At 52.6% G+C, this 24,836-nt stretch carries 24 protein-coding genes; 8 read left to right on the forward strand and 16 right to left on the reverse strand.

Features of this window, described 5'->3' with window-relative positions:
* Positions 1-73 precede the first annotated feature (73 nt).
* The 4 genes from ACFQO0_RS01340 to ACFQO0_RS01355 all read left to right on the forward strand — a co-directional run bounded on the left by ACFQO0_RS01340 (position 74) and on the right by ACFQO0_RS01355 (position 6,296).
* Positions 74-868: an inositol monophosphatase family protein gene (locus tag ACFQO0_RS01340; RefSeq protein WP_382232250.1), complete on the forward strand. Its 795-nt coding sequence runs from the start codon at positions 74-76 to the stop codon at positions 866-868.
* A 294-nt stretch (positions 869-1,162) separates the two neighbouring features.
* A complete protein-coding gene (locus ACFQO0_RS01345) occupies positions 1,163-2,518 on the forward strand; it encodes a DEAD/DEAH box helicase (protein WP_382232251.1) in 1,356 nt (451 codons plus the stop codon).
* Between the two features lie 173 nt (positions 2,519-2,691).
* Entirely contained in the window at positions 2,692-5,352 is a 2,661-nt protein-coding gene (gene mutS / locus ACFQO0_RS01350; RefSeq protein ID WP_382232252.1) for a DNA mismatch repair protein MutS, read from the forward strand.
* On the forward strand, positions 5,349-6,296 hold the full coding sequence (locus tag ACFQO0_RS01355) for a hypothetical protein (protein ID WP_382232253.1): 948 nt from the start codon (positions 5,349-5,351) through the stop codon (positions 6,294-6,296). Before mutS ends, ACFQO0_RS01355 begins: the two co-directional genes overlap by 4 nt.
* Before the next feature lie 122 nt (positions 6,297-6,418).
* On the opposite strand, the gene ACFQO0_RS01360 is transcribed toward ACFQO0_RS01355, so the two are convergent.
* The gene (locus ACFQO0_RS01360) at positions 6,419-6,964 is read right to left on the reverse strand and encodes an FKBP-type peptidyl-prolyl cis-trans isomerase (protein WP_382232254.1); all 546 of its coding nucleotides are present in this window, start codon (positions 6,962-6,964) and stop codon (positions 6,419-6,421) included.
* Positions 6,965-7,067: 103 nt separating this feature from the next.
* Here ACFQO0_RS01360 and ACFQO0_RS01365 point away from each other — a divergent pair, with 103 nt between their 5' ends.
* Both ACFQO0_RS01365 and ACFQO0_RS01370 read left to right on the forward strand, forming a co-directional pair.
* Entirely contained in the window at positions 7,068-8,186 is a 1,119-nt protein-coding gene (locus ACFQO0_RS01365; protein ID WP_382232255.1) for a JmjC domain-containing protein, read from the forward strand.
* A 295-nt stretch (positions 8,187-8,481) separates the two neighbouring features.
* Positions 8,482-8,712 carry a hypothetical protein gene (locus ACFQO0_RS01370; protein ID WP_382232256.1) on the forward strand — a complete coding sequence of 77 codons (231 nt, stop codon included), beginning with the start codon at positions 8,482-8,484 and terminating at the stop codon, positions 8,710-8,712.
* Positions 8,713-8,806: 94 nt separating this feature from the next.
* Here the strand turns inward: ACFQO0_RS01370 and ACFQO0_RS01375 are convergent, their stop codons facing one another.
* The 12 genes from ACFQO0_RS01375 to ACFQO0_RS01430 form a co-directional block, all read right to left on the reverse strand.
* Positions 8,807-9,586, reverse strand: coding sequence for an MBL fold metallo-hydrolase (locus ACFQO0_RS01375; RefSeq protein ID WP_382232257.1), 780 nt, complete (start codon positions 9,584-9,586; stop codon positions 8,807-8,809).
* 38 nt (positions 9,587-9,624) lie between these two features.
* Positions 9,625-10,746 (reverse strand): outer membrane protein assembly factor BamC, encoded by a 1,122-nt coding sequence (gene bamC, locus ACFQO0_RS01380; RefSeq protein ID WP_382232258.1) that lies wholly within the window; start codon positions 10,744-10,746, stop codon positions 9,625-9,627.
* Between the two features lie 113 nt (positions 10,747-10,859).
* Positions 10,860-11,738 carry a 4-hydroxy-tetrahydrodipicolinate synthase gene (gene dapA / locus ACFQO0_RS01385; protein ID WP_382232259.1) on the reverse strand — a complete coding sequence of 293 codons (879 nt, stop codon included), beginning with the start codon at positions 11,736-11,738 and terminating at the stop codon, positions 10,860-10,862.
* Between the two features lie 83 nt (positions 11,739-11,821).
* The gene (locus tag ACFQO0_RS01390) at positions 11,822-12,424 is read right to left on the reverse strand and encodes a class I SAM-dependent methyltransferase (RefSeq protein WP_382232260.1); all 603 of its coding nucleotides are present in this window, start codon (positions 12,422-12,424) and stop codon (positions 11,822-11,824) included.
* Positions 12,421-13,626, reverse strand: a complete 1,206-nt coding sequence (locus tag ACFQO0_RS01395) for a tryptophan--tRNA ligase (RefSeq protein WP_382232261.1) — start codon at positions 13,624-13,626, stop codon at positions 12,421-12,423. Before ACFQO0_RS01395 ends, ACFQO0_RS01390 begins: the two co-directional genes overlap by 4 nt.
* Before the next feature lie 6 nt (positions 13,627-13,632).
* Complete coding sequence (locus tag ACFQO0_RS01400) at positions 13,633-14,289, reverse strand: site-2 protease family protein (RefSeq protein WP_382232262.1); 657 nt, start codon at positions 14,287-14,289, stop codon at positions 13,633-13,635.
* Between the two features lie 143 nt (positions 14,290-14,432).
* Complete coding sequence (locus ACFQO0_RS01405) at positions 14,433-15,056, reverse strand: L-threonylcarbamoyladenylate synthase (RefSeq protein ID WP_382232263.1); 624 nt, start codon at positions 15,054-15,056, stop codon at positions 14,433-14,435.
* 81 nt (positions 15,057-15,137) lie between these two features.
* Positions 15,138-16,010, reverse strand: a complete 873-nt coding sequence (htpX, locus tag ACFQO0_RS01410) for a protease HtpX (RefSeq protein WP_382232264.1) — start codon at positions 16,008-16,010, stop codon at positions 15,138-15,140.
* A 151-nt stretch (positions 16,011-16,161) separates the two neighbouring features.
* Positions 16,162-16,998 carry a 3',5'-nucleoside bisphosphate phosphatase gene (locus ACFQO0_RS01415; RefSeq protein WP_382232265.1) on the reverse strand — a complete coding sequence of 279 codons (837 nt, stop codon included), beginning with the start codon at positions 16,996-16,998 and terminating at the stop codon, positions 16,162-16,164.
* A gap of 97 nt (positions 16,999-17,095) precedes the next feature.
* A complete protein-coding gene (locus ACFQO0_RS01420) occupies positions 17,096-17,977 on the reverse strand; it encodes an alpha/beta fold hydrolase (RefSeq protein WP_382232266.1) in 882 nt (293 codons plus the stop codon).
* A gap of 270 nt (positions 17,978-18,247) precedes the next feature.
* Positions 18,248-18,553, reverse strand: a complete 306-nt coding sequence (locus ACFQO0_RS01425) for a hypothetical protein (protein WP_382232267.1) — start codon at positions 18,551-18,553, stop codon at positions 18,248-18,250.
* 228 nt (positions 18,554-18,781) lie between these two features.
* Positions 18,782-19,630 (reverse strand): ferritin-like domain-containing protein, encoded by an 849-nt coding sequence (locus ACFQO0_RS01430; RefSeq protein WP_382232268.1) that lies wholly within the window; start codon positions 19,628-19,630, stop codon positions 18,782-18,784.
* 169 nt (positions 19,631-19,799) lie between these two features.
* Between ACFQO0_RS01430 and ACFQO0_RS01435 the strand changes: the two genes are divergently transcribed.
* Positions 19,800-20,324 carry a gamma carbonic anhydrase family protein gene (locus ACFQO0_RS01435; protein ID WP_382232269.1) on the forward strand — a complete coding sequence of 175 codons (525 nt, stop codon included), beginning with the start codon at positions 19,800-19,802 and terminating at the stop codon, positions 20,322-20,324.
* A gap of 2 nt (positions 20,325-20,326) precedes the next feature.
* Positions 20,327-21,253 (forward strand): Hsp33 family molecular chaperone HslO, encoded by a 927-nt coding sequence (hslO, locus tag ACFQO0_RS01440; protein ID WP_382232270.1) that lies wholly within the window; start codon positions 20,327-20,329, stop codon positions 21,251-21,253.
* A 76-nt stretch (positions 21,254-21,329) separates the two neighbouring features.
* Here the strand turns inward: hslO and ftsB are convergent, their stop codons facing one another.
* From ftsB to ACFQO0_RS01455, 3 genes are all read right to left on the reverse strand, one after another.
* Entirely contained in the window at positions 21,330-21,662 is a 333-nt protein-coding gene (gene ftsB / locus ACFQO0_RS01445) for a cell division protein FtsB (protein WP_382232271.1), read from the reverse strand.
* 57 nt (positions 21,663-21,719) lie between these two features.
* On the reverse strand, positions 21,720-23,003 hold the full coding sequence (gene eno, locus ACFQO0_RS01450; RefSeq protein WP_382232272.1) for a phosphopyruvate hydratase: 1,284 nt from the start codon (positions 23,001-23,003) through the stop codon (positions 21,720-21,722).
* Between the two features lie 83 nt (positions 23,004-23,086).
* On the reverse strand, positions 23,087-24,742 hold the full coding sequence (locus tag ACFQO0_RS01455) for a CTP synthase (protein WP_382232273.1): 1,656 nt from the start codon (positions 24,740-24,742) through the stop codon (positions 23,087-23,089).
* Between the last annotated feature and the right edge of the window lie 94 nt (positions 24,743-24,836).

Below are 24,836 nucleotides of genomic sequence, written 5' to 3' on the forward strand. Positions count from 1 at the left end.
TCGCTCATTAATTTCAATTTAGGTGGTGCCTTCTTCGCTTACGCGATGGCGCCGCCATTTTAACGGAATCTCTATGCATCCCATGCTTAATACGGCGGTTAAAGCGGCTCGCCGTGGCGCTGCCATCATCAACCGCGCATCATTCGATCTTGATCGCGTCAAGGTTACGGAGAAAAATCCGAATGACTTTGTCACTGAAGTTGATCACGCAGCCGAGCAGGCAATCATAGAGGTTCTGAAAACCGCCTATCCGGATCACGCGATCCTGGCAGAAGAATCGGGCCCGTCTGCCAATCTGCATGACGATAACGAGAATGTCTGGATCATCGACCCACTCGACGGCACCACCAATTTCATCCACGGCTTCCCGCAATACTGCGTATCGATCGCCTTGCAACAACGCGGCCAGATCACGCAAGCGGTTGTCTACGATCCGACCCGTAATGACCTGTTCACCGCCACCAAAGGCGCGGGTGCCTACCTGAATGAAAAACGCATTCGCGTGACCAAGCGTGACAAGATTGCCGACGCTCTGATAGGTACCGGCTTCCCTTTCCGCGATACCGACAATATTGATGAATACCTGAAAATGTTCAAGATCATGACGCAAAGCTGCGCCGGCCTGCGTCGCCCCGGCTCTGCCGCACTCGATCTGGCCTATGTTGCTGCAGGCCGTCTGGATGGCTTTTTCGAAAAAGGATTGAAACCGTGGGATATCGCTGCGGGCTCATTACTGATCACTGAATCGGGCGGCATCGTCGGCACCTTCGCAGGTGAATCGGACTATATGTACAAGGGCGATGTTCTTGCCGGTACGCCAAAAGTGTTTGCGCAAATGGTTTCCTTGCTGGGACCTTTTGCAAAATAGTTTGTCGCATTAAGCCACGGTTCATTGCGATAGCAGATTCTTCGCAACCGTTAAATTAAACAGCGCCGTTCGAGCAATCGATGGCGCTGTTTTTTCAGTTTGCACCCTCAGCGTGCGCCCTCTGCGTCAGGCGCCAACTATTCTGCAGCATGCCATGCGCTGCTGTTATACTCGGCGCACGCGGCATATCTCCAGTCACCTTGCCGCTGTCTCGCGACTTCCGTATTCCAATCCCGTTTGCCTGCGACTGGCGCCCTCTGCGGCGACAGGCCGATATTTTTCTATTGAGTTCTCATGTCCTTTACTGACCTCGGCCTGGCCGAAGGAATTGTGCGCGCTGTTACCGAAAGTGGTTACACCACCCCGACCCCAATTCAGGCACAGGCGATTCCCGCCGTGCTGGCTGGCGGCGATCTGCTGGCTGGTGCACAAACCGGCACCGGCAAAACTGCCGGCTTCACGCTGCCAATTTTGCATCGCCTTGCCACCAGCGGCGTACCACACGCCTCGACAACTGGCGCACGCTCTATCCGCGCATTAGTCTTGACACCGACGCGTGAACTCGCCGCGCAGGTCGAAGAAAGCGTGCGTACCTACGGCAAATATTTGAACCTGAATTCTGCAGTCATTTTCGGCGGCGTCGGCATCAATCCGCAAATCAAGATGCTAAAGCATGGCGTCGATATCCTGGTTGCCACACCTGGCCGCCTGCTGGACCACATGCAGCAAGGCACTGTCAACCTGACCAAGGTTGAAATTCTGGTTCTTGACGAAGCCGATCGTATGTTGGACATGGGCTTCATCAAGGACATTCGTCGCGTACTCGCGGTATTGCCCAAGACGCGCCAAAACCTGCTGTTCTCCGCGACCTTCTCCAACGAGATCAAGGCACTGGCCGATGGCTTGCTAGATTCGCCAGCCATGATCGAAGTCGCGCGTCGCAATTCGACAGTCGAAGTCATCGAACAAAAAATTCATCCGGTCGATCGCGACAAGAAGCATCCTATGCTTGCGCATCTGATCAAGACCAATAACTGGTCGCAAGTGCTGGTTTTCACGCGCACCAAACATGGTGCCAACAAGCTTGTCGAGCAACTGGAAAAAGACGGCATCAGCGGCATGGCGATTCATGGCAACAAGAGCCAGTCGGCGCGTACCCGTGCATTGAGCGAATTCAAGGATGGCAGCTTGCAGGTTCTGGTCGCTACCGATATCGCTGCACGCGGGATCGACATCGATCAACTGCCCCACGTCGTCAACTACGATTTGCCGAATGTGCCGGAAGATTACGTCCATCGCATCGGCCGTACCGGCCGCGCTGGCGCAACCGGTGAAGCCGTGTCACTGGTGTGCGTAGATGAACTCGATATGTTGAAAGACATCGAGAAACTGATCAAACGCAAATTGGTATCCGAAGTGATTCCAGGCTTCGAACCTGATTTGAATGCCAAGCCGCAACCGATACAACGTCGCAGTAACGATGCACCGGGTCGCAGACCCCAACAGGGTCAAGGGCGCAACGCACCGGCAAAATCCACCAAGGCTCCTGCCGGGAAACCGAGCGGCCCAAATGGACAGGCCCGCAGTTTTGGCGGCAACGCCACTGCGCGCCCGGCGGCACCGCATCGTTCAGGCGGCCGCGGGAGATAAACTTATATCGGCCACCTACCTTTTTCGTGGCCGGAGGCTATCCAAGCAGGTGAAATTCCTGCCGCGCCAAACTCAACAAAATCATGTTCGTCGCATACAATGGCATCTTTGTTTTTTCCTGCTCTAAGTGACATATTGCAGGGAAAAATCTTGGAAGAAATTTGGAATCCATCATGTCGTCGGTTACCACGAACACACTCCCCGCCCCATCGAATGACAAGCACACGCCCATGATGCAGCAATACCTGCGCATCAAGGCCGAGCACCCGACAACGCTGGTGTTTTACCGGATGGGCGATTTCTATGAACTATTTTTCGACGATGCGGAAAAAGCGTCGCGTCTGCTTGGCATCACCCTGACCGCACGCGGTACATCCAACGGCAATCCGATCAAGATGGCAGGCATACCTTTCCATGCCGCCGATCAATATTTAGCGAAGCTGGTCAAGCTCGGCGAATCAATCGCCATTTGCGAACAGATCGGCGACCCCGCCACCAGCAAGGGGCCGGTAGAACGCAAGGTCATGCGCGTGATTACGCCGGGTACGCTCAGCGATTCCGACCTGTTGCCGGAAAAATCCGAGCAGCCTTTGCTTGCGCTTTACAGCACGAAGCAACGCAAGACCGTCACTATCGGCATGGCTTGGTTATCGATGGCCAGCGGTGCCTTGAAGTTGATGGAATTCTCTACCGATGCCGAAAATGCAGACACACGTCTGAAGCATGAGCTGGAGCGCATTGCCCCGGCTGAAATTCTATTGCCGGGCAACGTCAACGATTTATTCAATGAATTCGCCTTTGCCAAAAATACTACTGTCCCTGACTGGCACTTCGATATAGCGCACGGCACGAAAGCGCTGTACGAGCAATTGAATGTTGGCGATCTCACCGGTTTTGGCGCGGAGCATTTGGGCGCCGCCGTCGGCGCTGCCGGCGCATTACTACTCTACGCACAATCCACGCAAGGAAAAGGTCTGCAGCATGTGCGTACGCTAACGGTAGAAACAGAAAATGAATTCATCGGACTCGATGCGGCGACACGCCGCAACCTGGAGCTGACGGAGACCATACGCGGTCAAGATGCCAATTCAGGCACGCTCTTTTCCTTGCTCGATCATTGCCGCACTGCGATGGGTTCACGTCTGCTGCGCCATTGGTTGCATCACGCACGCCGCGATCAAACCGTTGCACGCGCACGTCATGCCGCGATCAATGCCTTGATGCGTGCCGATGCAAGTACAGGGATTTCTTCGACACTGGCGTCAGTACCAGACGTCGAACGCATCACCACACGCATCGCGCTGCAATCGGCTCGTCCACGTGACCTGGCCGGCATGCGCGGCGGCTTGCAACAATTGCCATCCTTGCGCGCTTACGTCTCGATGTGCAACAAGGACGCCGATGCGCCGTTACTGAAAGCGATTCACGATGCAATGGCGACGCCGAGTGAATGCCTGGATTTAATAGAACGCTCGATTGCGATGGAGCCAGCCGCCATGGTGCGCGATGGTGGCGTGATTGCCCGTGGCTACGACGCCGAACTGGACGAGTTGCGCGGCTTATCGGAAAACGCCGGACAATTTCTGGTCGACCTCGAAACACGCGAGCGCGCACGCACCGGCATCAGCAACCTGCGCGTCGAATACAACAAGGTGCACGGCTTTTACATCGAAGTCACGCATGGGCAGACCGACAAGGTGCCTGACGATTACCGTCGACGCCAAACCTTGAAGAATGCTGAACGCTACATCACGCCCGAGCTGAAAGCTTTTGAAGACAAGGCCTTGTCAGCTCAGGAACGTGCGCTGTCCAGAGAAAAATATCTGTACGAACAAGTGCTGCAACAAATGGCGCAGCACATTGGTACGCTGCAAAATATTGCACATGCGCTAGCGCAACTCGATGCGCTGGTCGCGCTGACTGAACATGCCTTGCGTCACAACTGGTGTGCGCCGCAACTGGTTGCCGATCCCATGATCAAGATCACGCAAGGGCGACACCCTGTCGTGGAAAACCATATCGAGCGCTTCATCGCCAATGATTGCTTGTTGAGTGATGAAAGCAAGCTGCTGCTGATTACTGGCCCGAACATGGGCGGTAAATCAACTTATATGCGCCAGGTTGCGTTGATTACGCTGCTGGCCTATGTTGGAAGCTTTGTTCCCGCTGCGAGTGCAGCTATCGGCCCTATCGATCGCATCTTCACGCGTATCGGCGCGGCGGATGATCTGGCAGGCGGTCGCTCCACTTTCATGGTGGAAATGACAGAATCGGCGGCCATATTGAATGGTGCTACAGAAAACTCCCTCGTCTTGATGGATGAAGTCGGGCGCGGCACGTCTACCTTTGATGGTTTAGCTCTGGCGTGGGCCATCGCCAAGCATTTGATCGAGACTACCCGCAGCTTTACGCTGTTTGCCACGCATTATTTTGAACTGACGCAATTGCCTGAGGTCCATTCATCTGCCACCAACGTACATTTATCGGCAGTCGAACATAAAGACAAGATTGTTTTCCTGCATGCAGTCGAAGCGGGTCCAGCATCCCAGAGTTATGGTTTGCAGGTGGCACAGCTCGCTGGCGTGCCGCAAGCAGTGATACGCGCAGCGCGCAAGCATCTGGCGTCGCTGGAAGCCGGCTCAATGCAGGCGACGCCGCAGTTTGATTTGTTTGCCGATCCCGGCGTAACTGCGCTGGCTGACGATGACGCGCATACCCGGCCATCTCCGATTGAAGAAGCGCTTGCAACCATCAATCCGGATACCTTGTCACCACGCGATGCATTGGATGAACTTTACAGATTGAAAGAACTGAGCAATCAGCTTAAAGAATGAAGAAATATGTAGTTTCCTCGCTGATGGCTTTTGCGCTGCTGCATCCATTTTTGGCGCACAGTACACAGTCCAGTCCGTTTAGTTTTGGTGTGATTGCCAAACCGCTCAAGGCGGCTAGCGGAGAAAATCTGGTGCGCGACGCCATCACGGAAAGCGATGCCGACAACCTCGCCTTCATCGTAGCCAATGGTGTCAAGGCCGGCGACGAGGGCTGTAGCGACGAGGTCTATCAAAATCGCCGTAGCCTGTTTGATAGCGCCAAAAACGGATTGATCGTTTCCGTCACCGCCGGCGATTGGGCGCAATGCCTGAACGCCAAGAATCGCTCCATTTCAACTGAACGTCTGAGTCGTTTGCGCGATGTATTTTTTGCTGACGAATTCTCTTTCGGCGACAGCAAAATTCCTCTGGTTCACCAGTCCACCATGCCGAAGTTTCGCCTGTATGCGGAGAACATGCACTGGCGCATAGGCGACATCATGTTTGCAACGGTTAATCTGCCGTCAAATAATAATAATTATCTGAATGCGGCCGGTCGCAATAGTGAATTCGAAGACAGGCAAATTGCCAACAGTGACTGGTTGAAGCGTATTTTTTTAACGGCAAAAATCAGCAAGCTGGATGGCGTCGTGATCTTTTGCGATGGCAATCCGCTGGTTCATGCAGAGCATTCATCGTTCTTCTCCGCGAGCAAACGTGAAGGCTTTGCCGACGTACGTCGCCAGATCACTGCATTCGCCGCCAAATTTCCCGGAAAGATATTAATTGTGCACAGCGATCTGGATGCGCGTCGCATATCGAACTTGAAGGGAATCGAGTGGAAGGCAAATATTGGTACACTGCATACCGAAGTACCATGGATAAAGATCACCGTGGATCCAAATCAGCCACAGTTATTCTCCATGAAGAATTCATCCCTGCCTGCACAGGCAGCACGCAGATAAGATCCTAGCATCAAGGTAGACTAAAATAATCGGTAAGTGACATGTGCAATAAAAAAGGATGCGTTGAACGCATCCTTTTTTATTTCAACACCTGCTTTCGTCAAGCAGGTTGCAGGCACCGATCAATGCACAGGGTGGGTACTGAAATGATCGCCGGCTTCTCCATCATCTTCATCCAGGCCATGGTGATGACCGTGCGCACCGTGCACGTGCTCGTGTGCGATTTCTTCTTCGGTTGCAGCACGTACTTCTGTGACTTTCAAGGTGAAGCGCAAAGCCATGCCAGCCAATGGGTGATTACCGTCGAGCACCACTTTGTCATCCGCGATATCGGTCACGGTGAAAATCAGCGGTTGCTCATCTTCATCTTCTGTTTCGGGAGAGCCTTCAAACTGCATGCCGACTTCCAGCGGCGTCGGCAGACGGCCGCGCGGCTCAATTTTCACCAGATTAGGATCGTAGTCGCCAAACGCATCTTGCGGCTCGACCTGGATCGTATCTTCAAAACCGACCTCCTTGCCGTCCAGCGCCTCTTCAATCTTCGGCAAGGTATTTTCATAGCCACCATGCAGGTAGACCATCGGGTCACGGCTCTCTTCAATTAAATCGCCTTGCGCATCTGACAATGTGTAATCAACGGTCACGACCGTATTTTTGGCAATCTTCATGATGATCCTTTCATTTTGTGTGGCGGCCATTATACCCTTCGGGATATGAGATGAATACCTAGCATCGTCCCTGTACTGCGTAGCCTGCCTATATAATGACGCCATGAAAAAATTGACTCTATTAGGCGGCATGACCGCAGCAGAATTCCTGCGTGACTACTGGCACAAAAAACCTCTGGTGATTCGTCAGGCGATTCCAGACTTTCAAGCCCTGCTGTCCCGCGAGGAATTATTCGACCTGGTACAACGCGACGATGTTGAATCGCGCCTGATCATGCAAGAAAAGCGGCAATGGAAGATGGACAACGGCCCTTTCGAGCAAGTTCCACCAGTGACACAGAAAAACTGGACCTTGCTGGTACAAGGTGTCAATCTGGTCGACGAATCGGTCGATGCATTGATGCGACAATTCGACTTTGTCCCGGACGCACGTCTGGACGATCTGATGATCAGCTACGCAACCGAAACCGGTGGTGTCGGCGCGCACTTCGACTCTTATGACGTGTTTCTGCTGCAAGCGCACGGACACCGACGCTGGCGCATCAGCGCGCAAACAGATTTGACACTGGTTGAAGGCATGCCACTGAAAATTTTGAAGAATTTTCAGTCAGAACAGGAGTTCATTCTCGCTCCTGGTGACATGTTGTATCTGCCTCCGCAATACGCGCATGAAGGCGTGGCAATGGATGAGTGCATGACCTATTCGATCGGATTTCGCGCACCGTCATATCAAGAGTTGGGCGAAGCCTTCCTCGAATCGATGATCGAGACTATCGATCTGCCGGGCCGTTATGCAGATCCTGATTTGAAATTACCCAAACATAAAGCCGAAATCAGCAACACCATGCTGTCCCGCGTCAGCGCTGAATTGAACAAAGTAAAATTCACTCAAGAAGATATCACTCTCTTTTTGGGAGAATACTTATCCGAGCCCAAGGCACATATCTTTTTCGACGCCCCGGAGCCCCTTCTGTCCAGCGCCCGCTTCATCCAGAAAGCAAAAAAAAATGGCGTGAGGCTTTCGCTAAAGACGCAAATGCTGCATCGCGGCAATTATGTATTTATCAATGGCACATCCTTTGAAGTGGGAGAAGAAGACTTGCTCGTTCTTCAAGTCTTGGCCAATGAGAGAATATTGACAGATGTCAGTGTTGCATCGGCTTCGCCGGATGTCATTGAAGCCTTGCATACTTGGTACAAGGACGGCTGGCTGACTTTGTAATAATGTAAAAAGAGCGAATTTACCCGAAGTAATCCGGGTCGGAGACCTCTGATTCAACCATATCAGTATCATTTTGGCATGGGTAAAATATTATCAACGCAGCATAATTACCAAAATGTAAAACTGTTGTGTCACAAGCAAAAAGAACCGCTATAATTATCGGTTAGGAAGGTTTCGTTTCATCGCACCGCAACATTTGGTTCGAAATACTACGAAGCGCCCTATAGAGCGATAATTACCGGTAATTATTTCATCGCAATTAATATCAACCCTGACTCTTTATTGAAAGATAATCATGACAAAATCCCTGCTGATCGCATCCCTGTTGGCTATCGCTTTGACCGCTTGCTCGAAAAAAGAAGAAGCACCAGCACCAGCTGTTGAAGTTGTTGTTCCAGCAGCACCAGCTGCTGAAGCTGCTCCTGCTGCACCAGCAGCACCAGCTGCTGAAGCTGCTCCTGCTGCACCAGCTGCTGAAGCAGCACCTGCTGCTCCTGCTGCTGAGCCAGCACCAGCTGCAAAATAATCCAGTTTCTTGGATGAAAAAGCCGACCCTCAGGTCGGCTTTTTTTACGCCTTATTAAGACATAATTGAAATAAAGTCGCATTACGGTGCGACTTTAACGATCTGCCACATCCACCCAACCAAAACCATCTTCCTGGCATGCGATCATCACTTCGATACGATCCGCGACCACATCTGTCAGTGCCGTCCTTGCAAGTTCAGGGGTATTGTTTTTAAGACTGAGATGCGCGCCCACTATGCGTTTCAATCGAGACTTATCCAGTTCATACAAAATTTCACCGGCAGTCTGATTCGAAAGATGTCCATAATCACCCCCAATACGCTGCTTCAGCGAAGGCGGATAAGTCGAATCGCGCAACATCTGCCGATCATGATTACATTCGAGCATCAAAGCATCGCAAGCACCGAGCGCTGCGATCAAATGCGAGGTTGCATGCCCCGTATCGGTCAACACCCCGAGCCTTAACGCACCATTGCTGGCCACATACTGTACGGGTTCACGCGCATCGTGAGGCACCGTATAGGGGGATAGTTCCAGATCGCCAATTGCAAAAGCATTGCCATCGCGGCAGAAATGAATCTGCACGTCATGACAACGTTCACGGGTCGCCTGGTAAGTGCCGAAGGTGAGCCAGACGGGCACGCGATGACGTCGGGCGAATTTGAATACGCCGCCAACATGGTCTTGATGTTCGTGAGTGACGATGATGCCGGTCAGATCGCCGGGTGTCATTTGTAGTCGTGCAAGACGACGTTCGGCTTCCCGAATGCCGAAGCCGCAATCCAGCATGACCGTGGTGCGGGTCGTGCCGGATTGGGTAGAAATGAGTAAGGCGTTCCCTTCACTGCCACTACCGAGGCTGGCAAATTTCACCTACAAACCTCGACAGTCACAATGAGAATAATCCGCTTTTACTTCAATTGTTCATTCAACAAAGTCAGAATTTTTTCGCCGGTTTTCGATACTTCAGGTTTGCCATCGTTGTTCAGCACAGAAATCTGACTGGAACCGGCGACACCCTTGACCGAGATCCGATAACGGGCTGCAGCCTTGTCTTTTTCAGCCTTCGAACCGCCGAAGGTGAACAGGTTACTGAAGAAACCCTTCTTCTCTGTGTTCTTAGCATCGTCGCCTTGATCAACATAACGCACGAAGTACAAGCCTTGGGTGCGATCACGATCTTCAACGGTGAAACCGACACGATCCAGCGCTAGGCCTACACGACGCCATGCACGATCGAAACTCTCGTCAACCTGGACATAACTACCGTTGGTGCTTTTGACCATCTTTGCACGTGACGATTGCGCAGCGACATTCGCGACTGCAGCTTTGGCACGTGTACCCTCAACGCCCAGTTGAACCATCAGGCGCGACAGGAATTCAGCTTCCAGATCCGGATCCGAAGGACGTGCGGTCCAAACTGTGGTTTCCTTGTCTGTGCCAGTCAAGACTTCTTCAGCGCCGCGGTGGCTAACGTAGACTTCAGTCGCGCCATCGCCACGACGCTCAAGACGGGTGCGGAATTTATCGCGCTCGCCGGTTGAATAAAGCGAGTCGAAAATCTTGCCAAGGGAATTGCGAATGAAATCCTGTGGAATCTTTGCACGGTTTTCTGCCCAGTCGGTTTCCATTACGCCGGTCTGCGGGGCATCGAGACTGATCAAAAAACCATTGTCTTGCCAGAAATCCTTGATCAGCGGCCACAAGGTTTCGGGGGTCTGGTTGACGACCAACCAGCGTTGCGAACCATCGCGTTCTACACGTACATCCGACAGTGCTTTGGGAGCAACGGTAGCGGCTTGCTCAGCAGGACGTGTAGTTTGTTGCTGATTATAGGCAGATGCAGTCGCTGTACCACGATTGGAATCCGGCAATGCATAACGATTTTCACGTTGCAACTGAGTCAGATCTGGCGGCACTTCCAGCGTAGGCGTTTTCTTGACCTCGCTCTTGTAATCAATACGGTCCGGTTCCAGCATTGAATTGATAGAGCTGCATCCAGCCAGGCCGGTGAGCGCGAGCACGTAAATCATTCCACGTTTTGCGAAGCTGCTTTGAGCCATGTAAGAAATCTTCCGATTAATAATGTAAATACTTAAAAAGTCTGTTCAGCAGGTAACTTCAGATGCCGATGCCAAATCGAGGCTTATTGTAATACACCTGATTCACGCATCGCCGCCCGCACCTCTTCGTGGTATTCGGCAGCCAATGGCACGATAGGTAAACGCATACCTGATGGAATAAGGCCGATTTCTGCCATTGCCCATTTCAACGGAACAGGATTCGGTTCAACGAACAGCTTGGTGTGCAGAGGGAAAAGTCTGTTGTTGATAATGATCGCTTCAGCAACGCGTTGATTCATCGCTGCTTCACACAACGCATGCATGCCGCGTGGTGCTATGTTTGCCGTCACTGAGATATTTCCTTTGGCACCGCACAGCATCAGCGCCATGGCAGTGGCATCGTCACCCGAATAAACCGCAAATTCAGCCGGCTTCAAGCGCATCAGATCGATGCCGCGCGCGATGTTGCCGGTCGCATCCTTCACACCGATTACACCTGGAATTTGCGCCAGACGCAGGATCGTTTCATTGGACATATCGGCAACAGTGCGGCCAGGGACGTTATAAAGAATCGCTGGCAGATCAACCGCTTCAACGATTTTTTTGAAGTGCTGATACATGCCTTCTTGCGTCGGGCGATTGTAATAAGGCACAACCAGCAAGGATGCATCGGCCCCGACATCTTTGGCAAACTGAGTCAGTTCGATGGCCTCCGACGTGGAGTTGCCTCCGGTTCCGGCAATGATGGGGATACGCTTGGCGGTGTGGTCAACCGCGACGCGAATCAGCTCGCAATGTTCATCAACCGAAACGGTAGGCGACTCGCCGGTGGTACCGACAATCACGATGCCGTCAGTACCTTCGGCGATATGCCAGTCAATTAATTTGCGCAAACCGGGCAAATCAAGTGAGCCGTCAGCGTGCATGGGAGTAACGATTGCGACTATGCTGCCCTGAATCATAATAGTGTGTGAACGAAAAATTAGATAATATTAGATTGTAGCGGATCACCTGCATGTGTGGTGCAGTCTTGCCTCAGCGCAGATCAAATTAAGCGAAGATTTTCCGGTTGCGGGCGATGTCGACTCTTGATGGCGCAGATTCTTTGCACCATGGCCGGTTTTGGCGTATCGATGTAGCCATTTTCATAGGAGATTACCTGCAAGCCATGGCTCTGGGCAATTTCCAGCAACTCGCCGTGCCGCAGTAAAAAATCAGGGTTGGAAGGCTTGCCAAACTGCTCATTCCCCAGAGCGAAAGTCTCATAGATCAAAATACCATCGACGGCCAGGCTGGCGATCAATTTCTTCCAAAGCGGTCTATGCAGATAATTCACGACAACCACGCCGGCAAAACGCTCTGCTGCAAACGGCCAATCCTGTTCGGGATTACCGGTTTCCAGATCCACTTGCTGGGTCTGAACTCCAACGCCAGCTGCCAGCACCAGTGCATCTGCATTGCGATCCGCCGCCAGCACAGGATGCCCTTGCGCCGCCAGCCATCGACTGTGACGGCCGGCTCCAGATGCGAGATCCAGTACTTCGCCTGAGGGAATCAAGTGAGTGAAACGCGTGACCCAGGTCGATGGCGTGGAAATCAAATGGGAATCGGCGTCGTGCACAGCGGCAGGTTTGCCTTCGATGCTCATGAGCGGTAACCCAAACCCATTGCGTCACGTACTTCACGCATGGTTTCCTGCGCCAGCGCACGCGCCTTGTCACGACCATTCGCGACGATTGCGCGTACCAGCGACGGATCGTCAATATATTTCTGTGCGCGTTCACGCATAGGCTCTTGCTCTTTCAGAACACCCTCGATCACAGGCTGTTTGCATTCGAGGCAACCGATGCCAGCTGAAGTACAGCCTTTGACAACCCATTCCCTGGTCGGCGCATCTGAATACACCAGATGCAGTTGCCACACCGGGCATTTTTCCGGATCACCTACATCGGTGCGGCGTACACGCGCCGGATCGGTAGGCATCGTACGAATCTTCTTCGTGAGGCTCTCTTTATCTTCGCGCAAGGTAATCGAGTTGCCATAACTCTTGGACATTTTTTGCCCATCGAGGCCCGGCATGCGCGATGCTTCCGTCAGGCGTGCTTGCGGTTCGAGCAAAATCTGTTTGCGGGTGCCGGCCAGGTAGCCGAACAAGCGCTCGCGATCGGTTTCACTAACGCTTTGTACGCTTTCGAGCAAGGTTTTGGCCCAGCCCAATGCGTCGGCATTGCCTTGTTCCTGATACGCAGTGCGCAATTCCTTGTACTGCTTGGCTTGCTTGCCGCTTAACTTCTTCAATGTCTCGGCGACTTTTTCTTCAAAGCCTTTTTCCTTGCCGTACAAATGATTAAAGCGGCGCGCGATTTCACGCATCATTTCGATATGCGGAATCTGATCCGCGCCCACCGGCACTTGCGTCGCGCGATAAATCAGCACATCAGCCGCTTGCAACAAGGGGTAACCGAGAAAGCCATAGGTCGCCAGATCACGCTCAGACAATTTTTCCTGCTGGTCTTTGTAAGTCGGGACGCGTTCCAGCCAGCCCAGAGGCGTGACCATCGACAGCAGCAGATGGAGTTCAGCATGCTCGACCACCTGCGACTGGATGAAGATGTCGGATTTGGCTGGATCGACACCGGCTGCCAACCAGTCAATCAGCATTTCCCACGTGCTTGCTTCGATGATGCTCGGATCGTCGTAATGTGTCGTCAATGCATGCCAATCAGCGACAAAGAACAGGCAAGGCACTTCATCCTGCAATTTGACCCAGTTCTTCAGCGCACCGTGATAGTGGCCAAGATGCAGCGCGCCCGTAGGACGCATACCGGAAACGACGCGGTCGATAGACATAAAAACTCAGTTCAGAAAAAAAGTAAGGGGAGTAACCAGCAGCAGCAAGAAAGCTTTGGCACCTTGCATCACTGGCATCATCCAGAAATGCAGCACGTTCAAAAACATCAGTGCCAGCACGATAAAGAAACCGTAAGGCTCTAGTTGCGCGAATTTATATGCGTATTTATGTGGCAGCATGCTGGTCATGATGCGGCCCCCATCCAGCGGCGGCACCGGGAACATATTGAAGGCGAAAATTACCAGATTAGTTAGTACGCCTGCTTGTGCCATGCGCATAAAGAACTCTTCGCTGGAATTGAAAGCATGCAGGACGATGATCAAGAGCAGCCACATCAGCGCCATCACCAGATTAGCCAGCGGCCCGGCGAGCGCGACGAAAGCCATTTGCTTTTTCGGATTACGCAGATTGCCGAAATTGACAGGCACCGGTTTCGCGTAGCCAAACAGGAAAGGACTCCCGACGAAATACAGCACGATAGGAATCAGCAAAGTGCCAATCGGATCGATGTGCTTGATCGGATTAAGGCTCATGCGACCCTGCGCATAAGCAGTGGTGTCGCCGAAGTACTTGGCAGCGTAGGCATGCGCTGCTTCATGCAGCGTGATTGCAAATACAATCGGCAACGCATACACGGCAAAAGTTTGAATGAGTTCGTTCATAGAGAGGATTTTATCAGAGGGAACGCTGCAACTTGCGGCTATCAGCAAAGCCGCCTGAATAGTCGCAGGCTTCTTCACATTCCAAAATGCTACTGCAGGCAAATGAGGCGGAAGCGCTCAGCCGTCCGCCACAGGAGAGAAACTTAAAGACCGAACAGCGACGCATCGCCTCGCCCCTGACGCTGCAACACAGGCGCAGGGCCGGTCAAATCGATGACGGTGGTGGGCTGCAGACTGCAGGCGCCGCCATCGACTACCAGATCAACCAGTTTGGCCAGACGATCGCGCACTTCTTCCGGATCGGTCAGCGGCTCTTCTTCATTCGGCAATATCAGGGTCGTACCCAGCAAAGGCTGACCCAACTCTTCGAGCACGGCATGCACAATCCGGTTTTCCGGCACACGCAATCCTATTGTCTTGCGGGAAGGGTGACTTAAGCGGCGCGGCACTTCCTTCGTCGCTTCCAGAATAAAGGTATAGGGGCCAGGTGTCGCCGCTTTCAGCAAACGGTATTGCTGGTTATCGATCTTTGCATACAGGGAAATTTCACTCAGGTCGCGACATAGCAAAGTCAGATGATGCTTGTCATCGACATTGCGTATCCGGCGCAAACGCGTCACCGCATCCTTGTCATCCAGATGACAAACCAGTGCGTAACAGGAATCCGTCGGCAACGCGACGATGCCGCCATCCTTGATAATTTGCACGGCCTGATTGATCAGACGCAGTTGCGGATTTTCCGGGTGTATCTGAAAGAATTGACTCATTAAATGTAAGAATCCAAGTATAAAAATACAAGAAAGACGGCGACCATGAGGTCGCCGTCTTATGTCGCAATAAAAAAGGAATTACCGAATTTCGCGCAAGGCAGCGATGCGTTGTTCAATCGGCGGATGGCTGGAAAACAGTGACATGAAGCCAGGTTTGTCACTGATGCCCATGGACGCCATTCCTTCCGGCAAACTGGACGGCGTGAGGCCACCCAAACGTGCCAGCGCTTTCATCATCGGTTGCGGGCTGCCCAGCAACTTTGCCGCGCCTGCATCTGCGCGGAATTCGCGGTGACGCGAAAACCATGCAACGATTACTGATGCAGCAATACCAAACACGATCTGCGACACGATCACGGTAATCGTGTAACCGATGCCCTGCCCGCCATTATTGTCTTTGTTGATTGCGCGATCCACGAAATACCCCACCACGCGCGACAGGAATACGACAAAGGTATTGACTACGCCTTGTACCAAAGTCATGGTCACCATATCGCCATTTGCAACGTGGGCGACTTCATGCGCCAACACCGCTTCGACTTCTTCCTTAGTCATGCTTTGCAGCAGGCCGGTTGACACCGCAACCAGCGCGGAATTCTTGAATGCGCCGGTTGCAAACGCATTCGGCTCACCGTCATACACGGCGACTTCAGGCATCGCGATGCCGGCGCGTTCCGACAGCTTGCGCACAGAATCGATCAGCCACAGTTCAGTGCTCGACGATGGTGCGTCAATGACGCGGGCGCCAGTCGACCATTTGGCCATCGGCTTGCTGATCAGCAGCGAGATGATGGAACCGGTAAAACCAACCACCAGCGAGAACACCAACAACATGGGAAGGTTCAAGCCGGCTTGCGAAATAAAGCGATCCACGCCCAGCAGCGACAACACAATCGACATCACTGCGATGACGGCAATGTTCGTTGCAACGAAGAGGAAAATCCGTTTCATTCAATAATCTCCAAAGGGAATTAGATGCGTTTGGTAAATAGGGACGCCAGCTGAAATTTCAAGAGCGCAAGATAACTGATTCGGCTACTTCACTCAATCATCAGTTTGCCACCGCCCGGCAATCAGGCCATGAGGGAGAGCGAAATTAAACTCAAAGGTGCCAGTCGTGCCAGATTGGTTTTACGCCAGAAGGCAAAGGCGGCAGTTCGCCAAGATCAACCCGCGATTCGCCGGGGCCGTGGAAATCGGAGCCGCGCGATGCCAAAAAGCCGTAATTATTGGCGACTTTTGCATAATAGTCATACTGATCGATGGTATGACTGCCTGTCGTCACTTCAATCGCGGCGCCACCTAAATCCTTGAATTCACTGAACAATGCATCAAAAGCTAGATCGCTGAATTTGTAGCGCCCCGGATGTGCAATCACCGCGATGCCGCCAGCACTGCGTATCCATTCCACCGCATTTTGCAAAGTCGCCCATCGATGCGGCACGAAACCCGGCTTGCCTTCCCCGAGATAGTCGGCAAATACATCATGCAGATTGTGACTCAAGCCTAATTCGATAATGTAACGGGCAAAATGGGTACGTGAAATCAAGTCCGGATTACCGACAAACTTGAGAGCCCCTTCGAATGCATCCGGGACGCCGGCCAGCGCCAGTTGTGCTGCGATCTCGCGTGCACGTTGCTCCCGTCCGCCGCGCGTCGCCGCAAGCCCCTCAATCAGCGTGGTATTGTTTTCATCGATTTGCAAACCGACGATATGGACAGTTTGGCCTGCCCAGGTGATAGAAATTTCCACCCCCGGCACGAAGGGCAAAGCCAGCGCCTTGGCGACGGCACGCGCTTCCGCAATGCCGCCCACTTCATCATGATCGGTCATGGCCCAGACATCGACGCCATTGGCCTTGGCACGCGTAGCCAATGCCGTCGGCGTCAATGTGCCGTCAGAAACATTGGAATGGCAATGAAGGTCAACGTTCAGCATGGATATATGGGCGGGTAGTGTCAAAAGCAAAGTACAGCTCGATTGTACGCGTGATAATAAATTTTTTGTTGCAATGCAGAATGATTAACGCAGCGCTTTAATCCAGAAATTGATCTATTGCCTGCGCCACGATCTCAGGCTGATCGTGCTGCAGCATATGACCCGCATTTTCGATCATCAATTGCGTGACATTAATGGCACTCCGCAAATACGCAACGCGACGCTCAATTTCTGCACGCGCCTGACAATTGGACCCCATACGCGCCAGCAGTTCACTGTTCTTGGCCTCTACCCACAGGACATCTGCGCGCACCGCTTGCCAACATGCCATGACCTCATCCACCCGATACAAGTTCGGATTCGGCAGCTTGTGCCAGGGATCGGCTTGAATATCCCAGGTCCCTGCTGCGTTCTTCGCAGCCCAGTGTTGCGCCAGAAACTCTGCCCGCTGATCGCTTAAACGTGGATTATTTTTTTGCAGACGTTGCGCGACTTGTTGCAGCGTCGCATAACTGCGCAGATGGGGATTACCCTGCACTTCATCCAGCCATCTTGCATAACGCGCCGGTGCTTCATCTGCTTGCGTTGCCGGCATACCGAATCCTTCGAGCATGATGAGTTTCTTGATGCGTTCGGCACGTACGCCGGCGTAAATGCCAGCGACATTGGCACCCAGACTGTGCCCCAGCAAATTGACTGGCTGCCCTGGCGCATAGTGCTGCAGCAATGCGTCCAGATCGGCCAGGTAATCCGGAAACCAATAAGGCGATGCCGCATATTCACTCAAGCCAAAGCCACGCCAGTCAGGCGCAATCACATGCCAGTCACGCGCTAGCGCATCGACCAAAAACTGGAATGAGGCAGAGACATCCATCCAGCCATGCAACATGAACAACTTCGGCGCCTTGGCGTCACCCCAATGGCGGATGTGATAGTGCATGCCACGAATAGGCAGGAATTCCGAACGCGAAGACTTCATGCGATTGACGATAGAAAGCGGTGAATAAAAATACGACTGAGTATGACCACACCCGAGGCAAAGGTACTTCCCTCAGGACAAGGTAGTGCTACGCATTTTACCTCCTGACACGCGTAGGCTGCCGCCGACATCAAGCGATCGCATGGCATGCACTGACAACAAGTCGCAATACATCAATGCCATCCTATCGAGAATCACAATACAAGGCAGGACGTAAACGAACAAGCGCGCCGATGACGCAATATCATCGACGCGCCCATATTTACGTGATTACTTGTCTTTGGCAGCGTCCTGCATCTTTTGACCTGTTTCTTCCAGTTTCTTGCCAGTTGCGTCCTGCATGTTTGCAGCACCTTGGCTGGCTTCGGCTTTTGCCTGATCAGCTTCCTGGCCCATCTTGGTCGTTGCTTCGTCTACTTTTTGTGCTGCGGTGGCGGCAGCCTGATCAATTTTTTGCCCTGCAGTTTCTGCCGGGCCTTTATCGATAGCGACTTCTTCTTTTTTCTGGCAGGCTGCCAAGCCTGCGATCAATACAGTGGCAGCCAGTATGGAGGTGAGAGTTTTGCTTGGATTCATGATTTTCCCTTTTATAAATTGAAATTACAATTACAGCTGCGCGAAAATGCCTTAAAGCAATTAATGCTTGCGATAACGCTGATGCTTGTAACCATCCTTAAGCATTCTTTGCGCATTCGATTGCGGAGTATCTGAGGAGATAACTCAATCGCAATCTTTCCATCTGACTATCAACTTCTTATCAAGTTTCATTCACGCAGTAACAAGGTGTAACACCGACAACTATTTTCATGCGGTTGCCGCAGGTATGCCATTCACCAGCGCCGTTAATTCGGCTTCACTAAAACCCGCGGCTCGTCTGGCAGACAAATTAAAGGGGCCTCTCAGCACAGGCGCTTTGTATTGCACAGTCAAGGTTGCATAAGTCGCGACCGGATCCAGGCTACGTTCATCGCACAGCACCTTGTACCAGTGATTACCGATGGCGACATGACCAATTTCATCACGCAGAATGATGTCCAGAATCTCCGCTGCCGGCTGATCCCCGGCTTGCGCCAGCTTGGCGCGCGTCATTGGCGTCGCATCCAGACCGCGCGCCTCCAGCGTACGCGGCACCAGCGCCATACGCGCCAGAATATCGCCGCAGGTTTTATCGGCCATTTCCCACATGCTGTTATGTGCAGGGAAATCGCCATATTGATATCCGAGCGTCTGCAAATGCGCCGCCAGTAGTGAGAAATGCAATGCCTCCTCCGCCGCCACTTGCAGCCAGTCTGCATAGTAGGCGTGCGGCATGCCGGCAAAACGCCACAGCGCGTCGAGCGCAAGATTGATCGCATTGAACTCGATATGTGTCAGCGCATGGATCATCGCCGCCCGCCCTTCCACCGTCAGCATTGAACGATGCTTCACAAATTTGGGCGAGATCAGTTCGGGTGCGGCCGGCCGCCCCGGTATCGGCATCCGCGCGCTCAATTGCTGCTGCGTATTCAGCGATAACACGCCGCCACTCCAGCTTGCCGCCATGGCCATCACGCCTTGTGCCTTGCAGGCAGGATCGGTTTCACCCGCCCATCGCAGTGCGAACGCACGCAATTCGGTGATTTCGGTAGAAACAGTAAGGTGGGGAGTATTCATGTGAGTGACGTAAAATAATGCCTTTGCAGGCAGGAGCGATCCAGAGGTGGCATTGTGGAGGAAAAAACCCTTCCATTTGCGCTATTTGACCCCATTTGCATGGATTGCTGGAATTTGACGTATCGATTCGATCAGCTGCAGCCCCGGCACTCACCCATTTTATGAAATCATGGCTATCTATCAATTAGGCGCACACGTTCCCGATATCGCCTCGTCCGCCTACATTACGGATTCCGCCACCATAGTTGGGCGTGTGACGATCAAAGCGCACTCCAGTGTCTGGTTTCAAGTCACCGTGCGTGGCGACAACGAAGACATCAATATCGGTGAAAACTGCAATTTGCAGGAAGGCGCCGTATTGCATGCCGATCCTGGCTTTCCACTAACGCTGGGCGACAATGTCAGCGTCGGTCATCAGGCGATGATTCATGGGTGCAGCGTAGGCGAAGGATCGCTGATCGGCATACAAGCGGTGATTTTGAATGGCGCAAAAATAGGCAAGAACTGCCTGGTCGGCGCCGGTGCGCTGGTCACTGAAGGCAAGGAATACCCGGATAACTCGCTGATCCTCGGCACACCCGCCAAGGTAGTGCGCACCTTAAGCGAAGGCGAGATCGCAAACCTGCGCAGAATCGCCGACAGTTACGTGACGCGCGCACTCGAGTTTAAAAATACATTGAAGAAAATAGGATAAGCATGGCTGACACACTGCACAAATTCTTGTTCGAAGACGCTACCGTGCGTGGCGAACTGGTCGACATTTCCGAAACCTGGCAGCATGTACTGGCGCGCCGCGATTATCCCAAAGCAGTGAAAGCAGTACTGGGTGAATTGCTGTCGGCCGCAGCACTATTGTCCGCCAACCTGAAATTCAACGGTGCCATCATCATGCAGATTTATGGCGATGGCCCGGTACGCTTGCTGGTAGTTGAATGCGACGCCGAACTGAACATGCGTGCGACTGCCAAACTGGCAGACGATGCAGACATCAGCGACGACGCTACCTTGCCGCAACTGGTCAACGTGAAAGGCCAAGGTCGTTTTGTCATCACACTGGATCCCAAAGATAAGTTGCCCGGTCAGCAAGCCTATCAAGGCATCGTACCGCTGGATGGCGATACCGTGGCAACCGTGATTGAACATTACATGCTGCGTTCAGAGCAGCTGGATACCAAACTGTGGCTGGCGGCAGATGACAAGGTATCGCGCGGTTTGTTACTGCAAAAGCTGCCACATGAAGGCGGCATCACCAGTTCTGCCGAAAACGATCTTGGCACATGGGATCGCTCGGTGATGCTTGCATCCACGCTGCATCAGGTTGAGTTGCTCGCAACCGATGGGGAAACACTGATGCGTCGTCTTTTCTGGGAAGAAACGATACGCGTATTCGATCCACAACATCCCCATTTCTTGTGCACGTGTACGCGCGAAAAAGTTGGCACGATGCTGCAAATGCTGGGACAGGAAGAGGTCAATTCAGCGCTGGAGGAATTAGGCAAACTGGAGGTCGATTGCGATTTCTGCGGCCAGCATTATGAATTTGATCCGGTGGATTGCGCTCAGCTGTTTACAACAGAAGCGCCAGTAGAAACCTTGATTGCCGCCAGTCCGATCAAGCACTGATAGAAACAATCCAAGACAAATGTTTACCAATAAAAAACGCGCTTAATCAAGCGCGTTTTTTATTGGTAAACATTATTCAGTGCTTTTCTTTAGGTTCAATCTTGGGCGGCGGAATAGAAACGAATGTGGACTTTTTGTTCGGATCGAGGACTTGCACGAAGATTTCGTTTTCCTTGATCATCCCGAGTTCGTAACGGGCACGTTCTTCGATCGCGCCGGTCCCATCCTTCAAATCCTGCACTTCAGAATTAAGCTTCGCATTGCGCGCTCTTAATTCATCGTTCTTCTTTTGTGCAGCGACCACTTGCTGGTCCAGATCCCACACGCGCAACCATCCACCCTTGCCCAACCACAGGGGGTACTGAATCAGCACGACCAGTGCAGCGAGACAGAGAATGATGAGGCGCATCGGACATTTACACGGCAAATTCGCTCATGCGGCGAGGCCACATGAGCGCATAGGGAATTACTTCAAATTGTAAAACGCATTACGGCCAGGATAGCTGGCGATATCGCCCAGATCTTCTTCGATGCGCAAGAGCTGGTTGTATTTCGCCATGCGATCCGAACGCGACATCGAGCCGGTTTTGATTTGCAGCGAATTGGTACCTACCGCGATATCGGCGATCGTCGAATCTTCTGTTTCACCCGAGCGATGCGAAATCACGGCAGTGTAACCGGCACGCTTGGCCATCTCGATCGCCGCAAATGTTTCTGTCAGCGTACCGATTTGATTAATCTTGATCAGGATCGAATTGGCGATATTTTTCTGGATGCCTTCACGCAGAATCTTGGTGTTGGTCACGAACAGATCGTCACCGACCAATTGCACCTTCTTGCCCAAGGCTGCAGTCAGGGTTGCCCAACCTTCCCAGTCGTTTTCAGCCATGCCGTCTTCGATAGAGATGATCGGATATTTGTCGCACCAGGTTGCCAGCAGATTGGTGAAATCGGTACTCGACAAGGTCAGGCCTTCGCCTTCCAGATGGTATTTGCCGTCTTTGTAGAACTCGCTGGCTGCGCAATCCAGTCCCAGCGCGATTTGCGTACCTGGCTCGTAGCCAGCTTCTTCAATCGCTTGCAAGATCAGTTTGATTGCCGCTTCGTGGTTTTCAACCGATGGTGCGAAACCGCCTTCATCGCCTACCGACGTTGGCAAACCCTTGTCGTTGAGGATTTTTTTCAGTGTGTGGAACACTTCCGCGCCATAGCGCAGCGCTTCGCGGAAACTAGGTGCACCAACCGGAATAATCATGAATTCTTGCAAATCAAGATTGTTGTTGGCGTGCGCGCCACCGTTGATGATATTCATCATCGGTACCGGCATTTGCATCGCGCCCGAACCGCCAAAGTAGCGATACAGTGGCAAGCCCGATTCTTCAGCTGCCGCCTTGGCAACCGCCATCGACACTGCCAGCGTGGCGTTCGCGCCCAGTCGTGCCTTGTTGTCGGTGCCATCCAGATCGATCAATGTTCGGTCGAGGAATGCTTGTTCGTTCGCATCCAGACCCATGATCGCTTCGGAGATTTCTGTATTGATATATTCGCAGGCTTTCAATACGCCCTTGCCGAAATAGCGGCTCTTGTCCCCATCGCGCAATTCGATTGCTTCCCGCGAACCGGTCGATGCACCGGATGGCACCGAAGCACGACCCATGACGCCGGATTCCAGCAGTACATCGCATTCCACGGTTGGATTGCCGCGTGAATCGATAATTTCACGACCTATGATGTCAACAATTGCACTCATCTATTTCTCCCTAATCAGCAAAATTCTTAATAACGTGATGGCAACGATAGCAGGTCAGCATCATGCGCTGACCTGCACTTTCGTCAGGCCACTTTTTCCGATGCAGCGTGTTTGTGCGCCAGTGCCGCCTTGATAAACGAAATGAACAACGGATGTCCATCACGCGGCGTTGACTTGAACTCGGGATGGTATTGCACGCCCACGTACCACGGATGTGCATTCTTGCCGGTGCGCGGCAATTCCATGATTTCACACAGCGATTCGGTTGGGGTACGAGCAGACACAATCAAGCCCGCCTCTTCAACACGGCTCAGATAATGGTTGTTTGCTTCATAGCGATGACGATGGCGTTCGGTCACTTCAGCACCATAGATTTCAGCTGCCAGCGTACCCGGCTTGACTGCGCAAGTCTGCGCACCCAGACGCATGGTGCCGCCCAGATCCGAGTTCAGATCTCGACGCTCAATCTTGCCATCGTGGTTTTGCCACTCGTTGATCAACGCTACTACCGGCTGCTCGGTATCCGGATCGAATTCGGTCGAATTCGCATGCGGAAGACCAGCCATATTGCGTGCATATTCAATCAGCGCGACTTGCATGCCCAGACAGATGCCGAAGTAAGGAATGCTGTGTTCACGTGCAAAACGTGCAGCGGCGATCTTGCCTTCCACGCCGCGCTTGCCAAAGCCGCCAGGCACCAGAATCGCATCGTACTTGGCCAAACATTGCGGCCCTTTGACTTCAATTTCTTCGGAATCCAGATATTCGATATTGACGCGACTTTCGGTATGAATACCGGCGTGACGCAACGCTTCAGTCAACGATTTGTAGGATTCAGTCAGATCGACATATTTGCCGACCATGCCAATGGTGACACTGTCTTTCGGGTTTTCCAGTGCGTGCACCAGCTTGGTCCAGACAGACAGGTCAGCCGGCTTCGGCGACAAGGCCAGCTTTTCGCAGACGATGCGATCCAGCCCCTGGTCGAACAACATTTGTGGAATCTTGTAGATGGTGTCGGCATCCCACACAGAAATGACGGCGTCTTCCTGCACGTTCGAAAACAGCGAAATCTTGGCGCGTTCATCATCCGGAATCGGACGATCGGCGCGGCACAATAATGCGTCTGGCGAAATACCGATTTCGCGCAGTTTTTGGACGCTATGCTGGGTCGGCTTGGTTTTCAATTCACCAGCGGAAACCAGATACGGCACCAGGGTCAGATGGACGAAAGCCGCCGCATTACGACCTGCGCGCAAACTCAGTTGCCGTGCAGCTTCGAGGAAAGGCAGCGATTCGATATCGCCGACGGTACCGCCGATTTCCACCAATGCCACATCGAAACCTTCAGCACCGCGATAAATGTAATCCTGGATTTCATTGGTGATGTGCGGAATAACCTGGACAGTTTTGCCCAGATATTCGCCACGGCGTTCCTTGCGGATCACCGATTCATAAATCTGGCCGGTCGTGAAGTTATTCACCTTGCGCATTTTCGCAGTGATGAAACGTTCATAGTGACCCAGATCCAGATCGGTCTCGGCGCCGTCTTCGGTTACGAAAACTTCGCCGTGCTGGAATGGACTCATCGTGCCGGGATCAACGTTGATATACGGATCGAGCTTGAGAAGAGTGACTTTGAGGCCGCGCGATTCAAGGATCGCGGCGAGAGAGGCGGCTGCAATCCCTTTGCCAAGGGAAGACACAACACCACCAGTTACGAATACAAACTTGGTCATTACAGAAGGTGCCGAACGGCACGTGCGGGAAATTCGAATTATACCTCAAACACTCGCCATTCTTCGAGGTTTTAGGAGGAATTTAAACTGGGTT

Origin of the sequence: Herminiimonas aquatilis (assembly GCF_042665175.1) — a bacterium.
Lineage (GTDB): Bacteria > Pseudomonadota > Gammaproteobacteria > Burkholderiales > Burkholderiaceae_D > Oxalicibacterium > Oxalicibacterium aquatilis.

What these genes read in the sequence shown, in the direction of transcription:
- ACFQO0_RS01400 (WP_382232262.1), bottom strand. Translation starts at nt 14,289, where the DNA reads ATGAACGAACTCATTCAAACTTTTGCCGTGTATGCGTTGCCGATTGTA.
- dapA (WP_382232259.1), bottom strand. Translation starts at nt 11,738, where the DNA reads ATGATTCAGGGCAGCATAGTCGCAATCGTTACTCCCATGCACGCTGAC.
- eno (WP_382232272.1), bottom strand. Translation starts at nt 23,003, where the DNA reads ATGAGTGCAATTGTTGACATCATAGGTCGTGAAATTATCGATTCACGC.
- bamC (WP_382232258.1), bottom strand. Translation starts at nt 10,746, where the DNA reads ATGATTTACGTGCTCGCGCTCACCGGCCTGGCTGGATGCAGCTCTATC.
- mutS (WP_382232252.1), top strand. Translation starts at nt 2,692, where the DNA reads ATGTCGTCGGTTACCACGAACACACTCCCCGCCCCATCGAATGACAAG.
- ACFQO0_RS01355 (WP_382232253.1), top strand. Translation starts at nt 5,349, where the DNA reads ATGAAGAAATATGTAGTTTCCTCGCTGATGGCTTTTGCGCTGCTGCAT.
- ACFQO0_RS01365 (WP_382232255.1), top strand. Translation starts at nt 7,068, where the DNA reads ATGAAAAAATTGACTCTATTAGGCGGCATGACCGCAGCAGAATTCCTG.
- ACFQO0_RS01425 (WP_382232267.1), bottom strand. Translation starts at nt 18,553, where the DNA reads ATGAATCCAAGCAAAACTCTCACCTCCATACTGGCTGCCACTGTATTG.
- ACFQO0_RS01420 (WP_382232266.1), bottom strand. Translation starts at nt 17,977, where the DNA reads ATGAAGTCTTCGCGTTCGGAATTCCTGCCTATTCGTGGCATGCACTAT.
- ACFQO0_RS01370 (WP_382232256.1), top strand. Translation starts at nt 8,482, where the DNA reads ATGACAAAATCCCTGCTGATCGCATCCCTGTTGGCTATCGCTTTGACC.
- ACFQO0_RS01360 (WP_382232254.1), bottom strand. Translation starts at nt 6,964, where the DNA reads ATGAAGATTGCCAAAAATACGGTCGTGACCGTTGATTACACATTGTCA.
- ACFQO0_RS01390 (WP_382232260.1), bottom strand. Translation starts at nt 12,424, where the DNA reads ATGAGCATCGAAGGCAAACCTGCCGCTGTGCACGACGCCGATTCCCAT.
- ACFQO0_RS01395 (WP_382232261.1), bottom strand. Translation starts at nt 13,626, where the DNA reads ATGTCTATCGACCGCGTCGTTTCCGGTATGCGTCCTACGGGCGCGCTG.
- ftsB (WP_382232271.1), bottom strand. Translation starts at nt 21,662, where the DNA reads ATGCGCCTCATCATTCTCTGTCTCGCTGCACTGGTCGTGCTGATTCAG.
- ACFQO0_RS01415 (WP_382232265.1), bottom strand. Translation starts at nt 16,998, where the DNA reads ATGCTGAACGTTGACCTTCATTGCCATTCCAATGTTTCTGACGGCACA.
- ACFQO0_RS01345 (WP_382232251.1), top strand. Translation starts at nt 1,163, where the DNA reads ATGTCCTTTACTGACCTCGGCCTGGCCGAAGGAATTGTGCGCGCTGTT.
- ACFQO0_RS01340 (WP_382232250.1), top strand. Translation starts at nt 74, where the DNA reads ATGCATCCCATGCTTAATACGGCGGTTAAAGCGGCTCGCCGTGGCGCT.
- ACFQO0_RS01405 (WP_382232263.1), bottom strand. Translation starts at nt 15,056, where the DNA reads ATGAGTCAATTCTTTCAGATACACCCGGAAAATCCGCAACTGCGTCTG.
- ACFQO0_RS01435 (WP_382232269.1), top strand. Translation starts at nt 19,800, where the DNA reads ATGGCTATCTATCAATTAGGCGCACACGTTCCCGATATCGCCTCGTCC.
- hslO (WP_382232270.1), top strand. Translation starts at nt 20,327, where the DNA reads ATGGCTGACACACTGCACAAATTCTTGTTCGAAGACGCTACCGTGCGT.
- ACFQO0_RS01430 (WP_382232268.1), bottom strand. Translation starts at nt 19,630, where the DNA reads ATGAATACTCCCCACCTTACTGTTTCTACCGAAATCACCGAATTGCGT.
- htpX (WP_382232264.1), bottom strand. Translation starts at nt 16,010, where the DNA reads ATGAAACGGATTTTCCTCTTCGTTGCAACGAACATTGCCGTCATCGCA.
- ACFQO0_RS01455 (WP_382232273.1), bottom strand. Translation starts at nt 24,742, where the DNA reads ATGACCAAGTTTGTATTCGTAACTGGTGGTGTTGTGTCTTCCCTTGGC.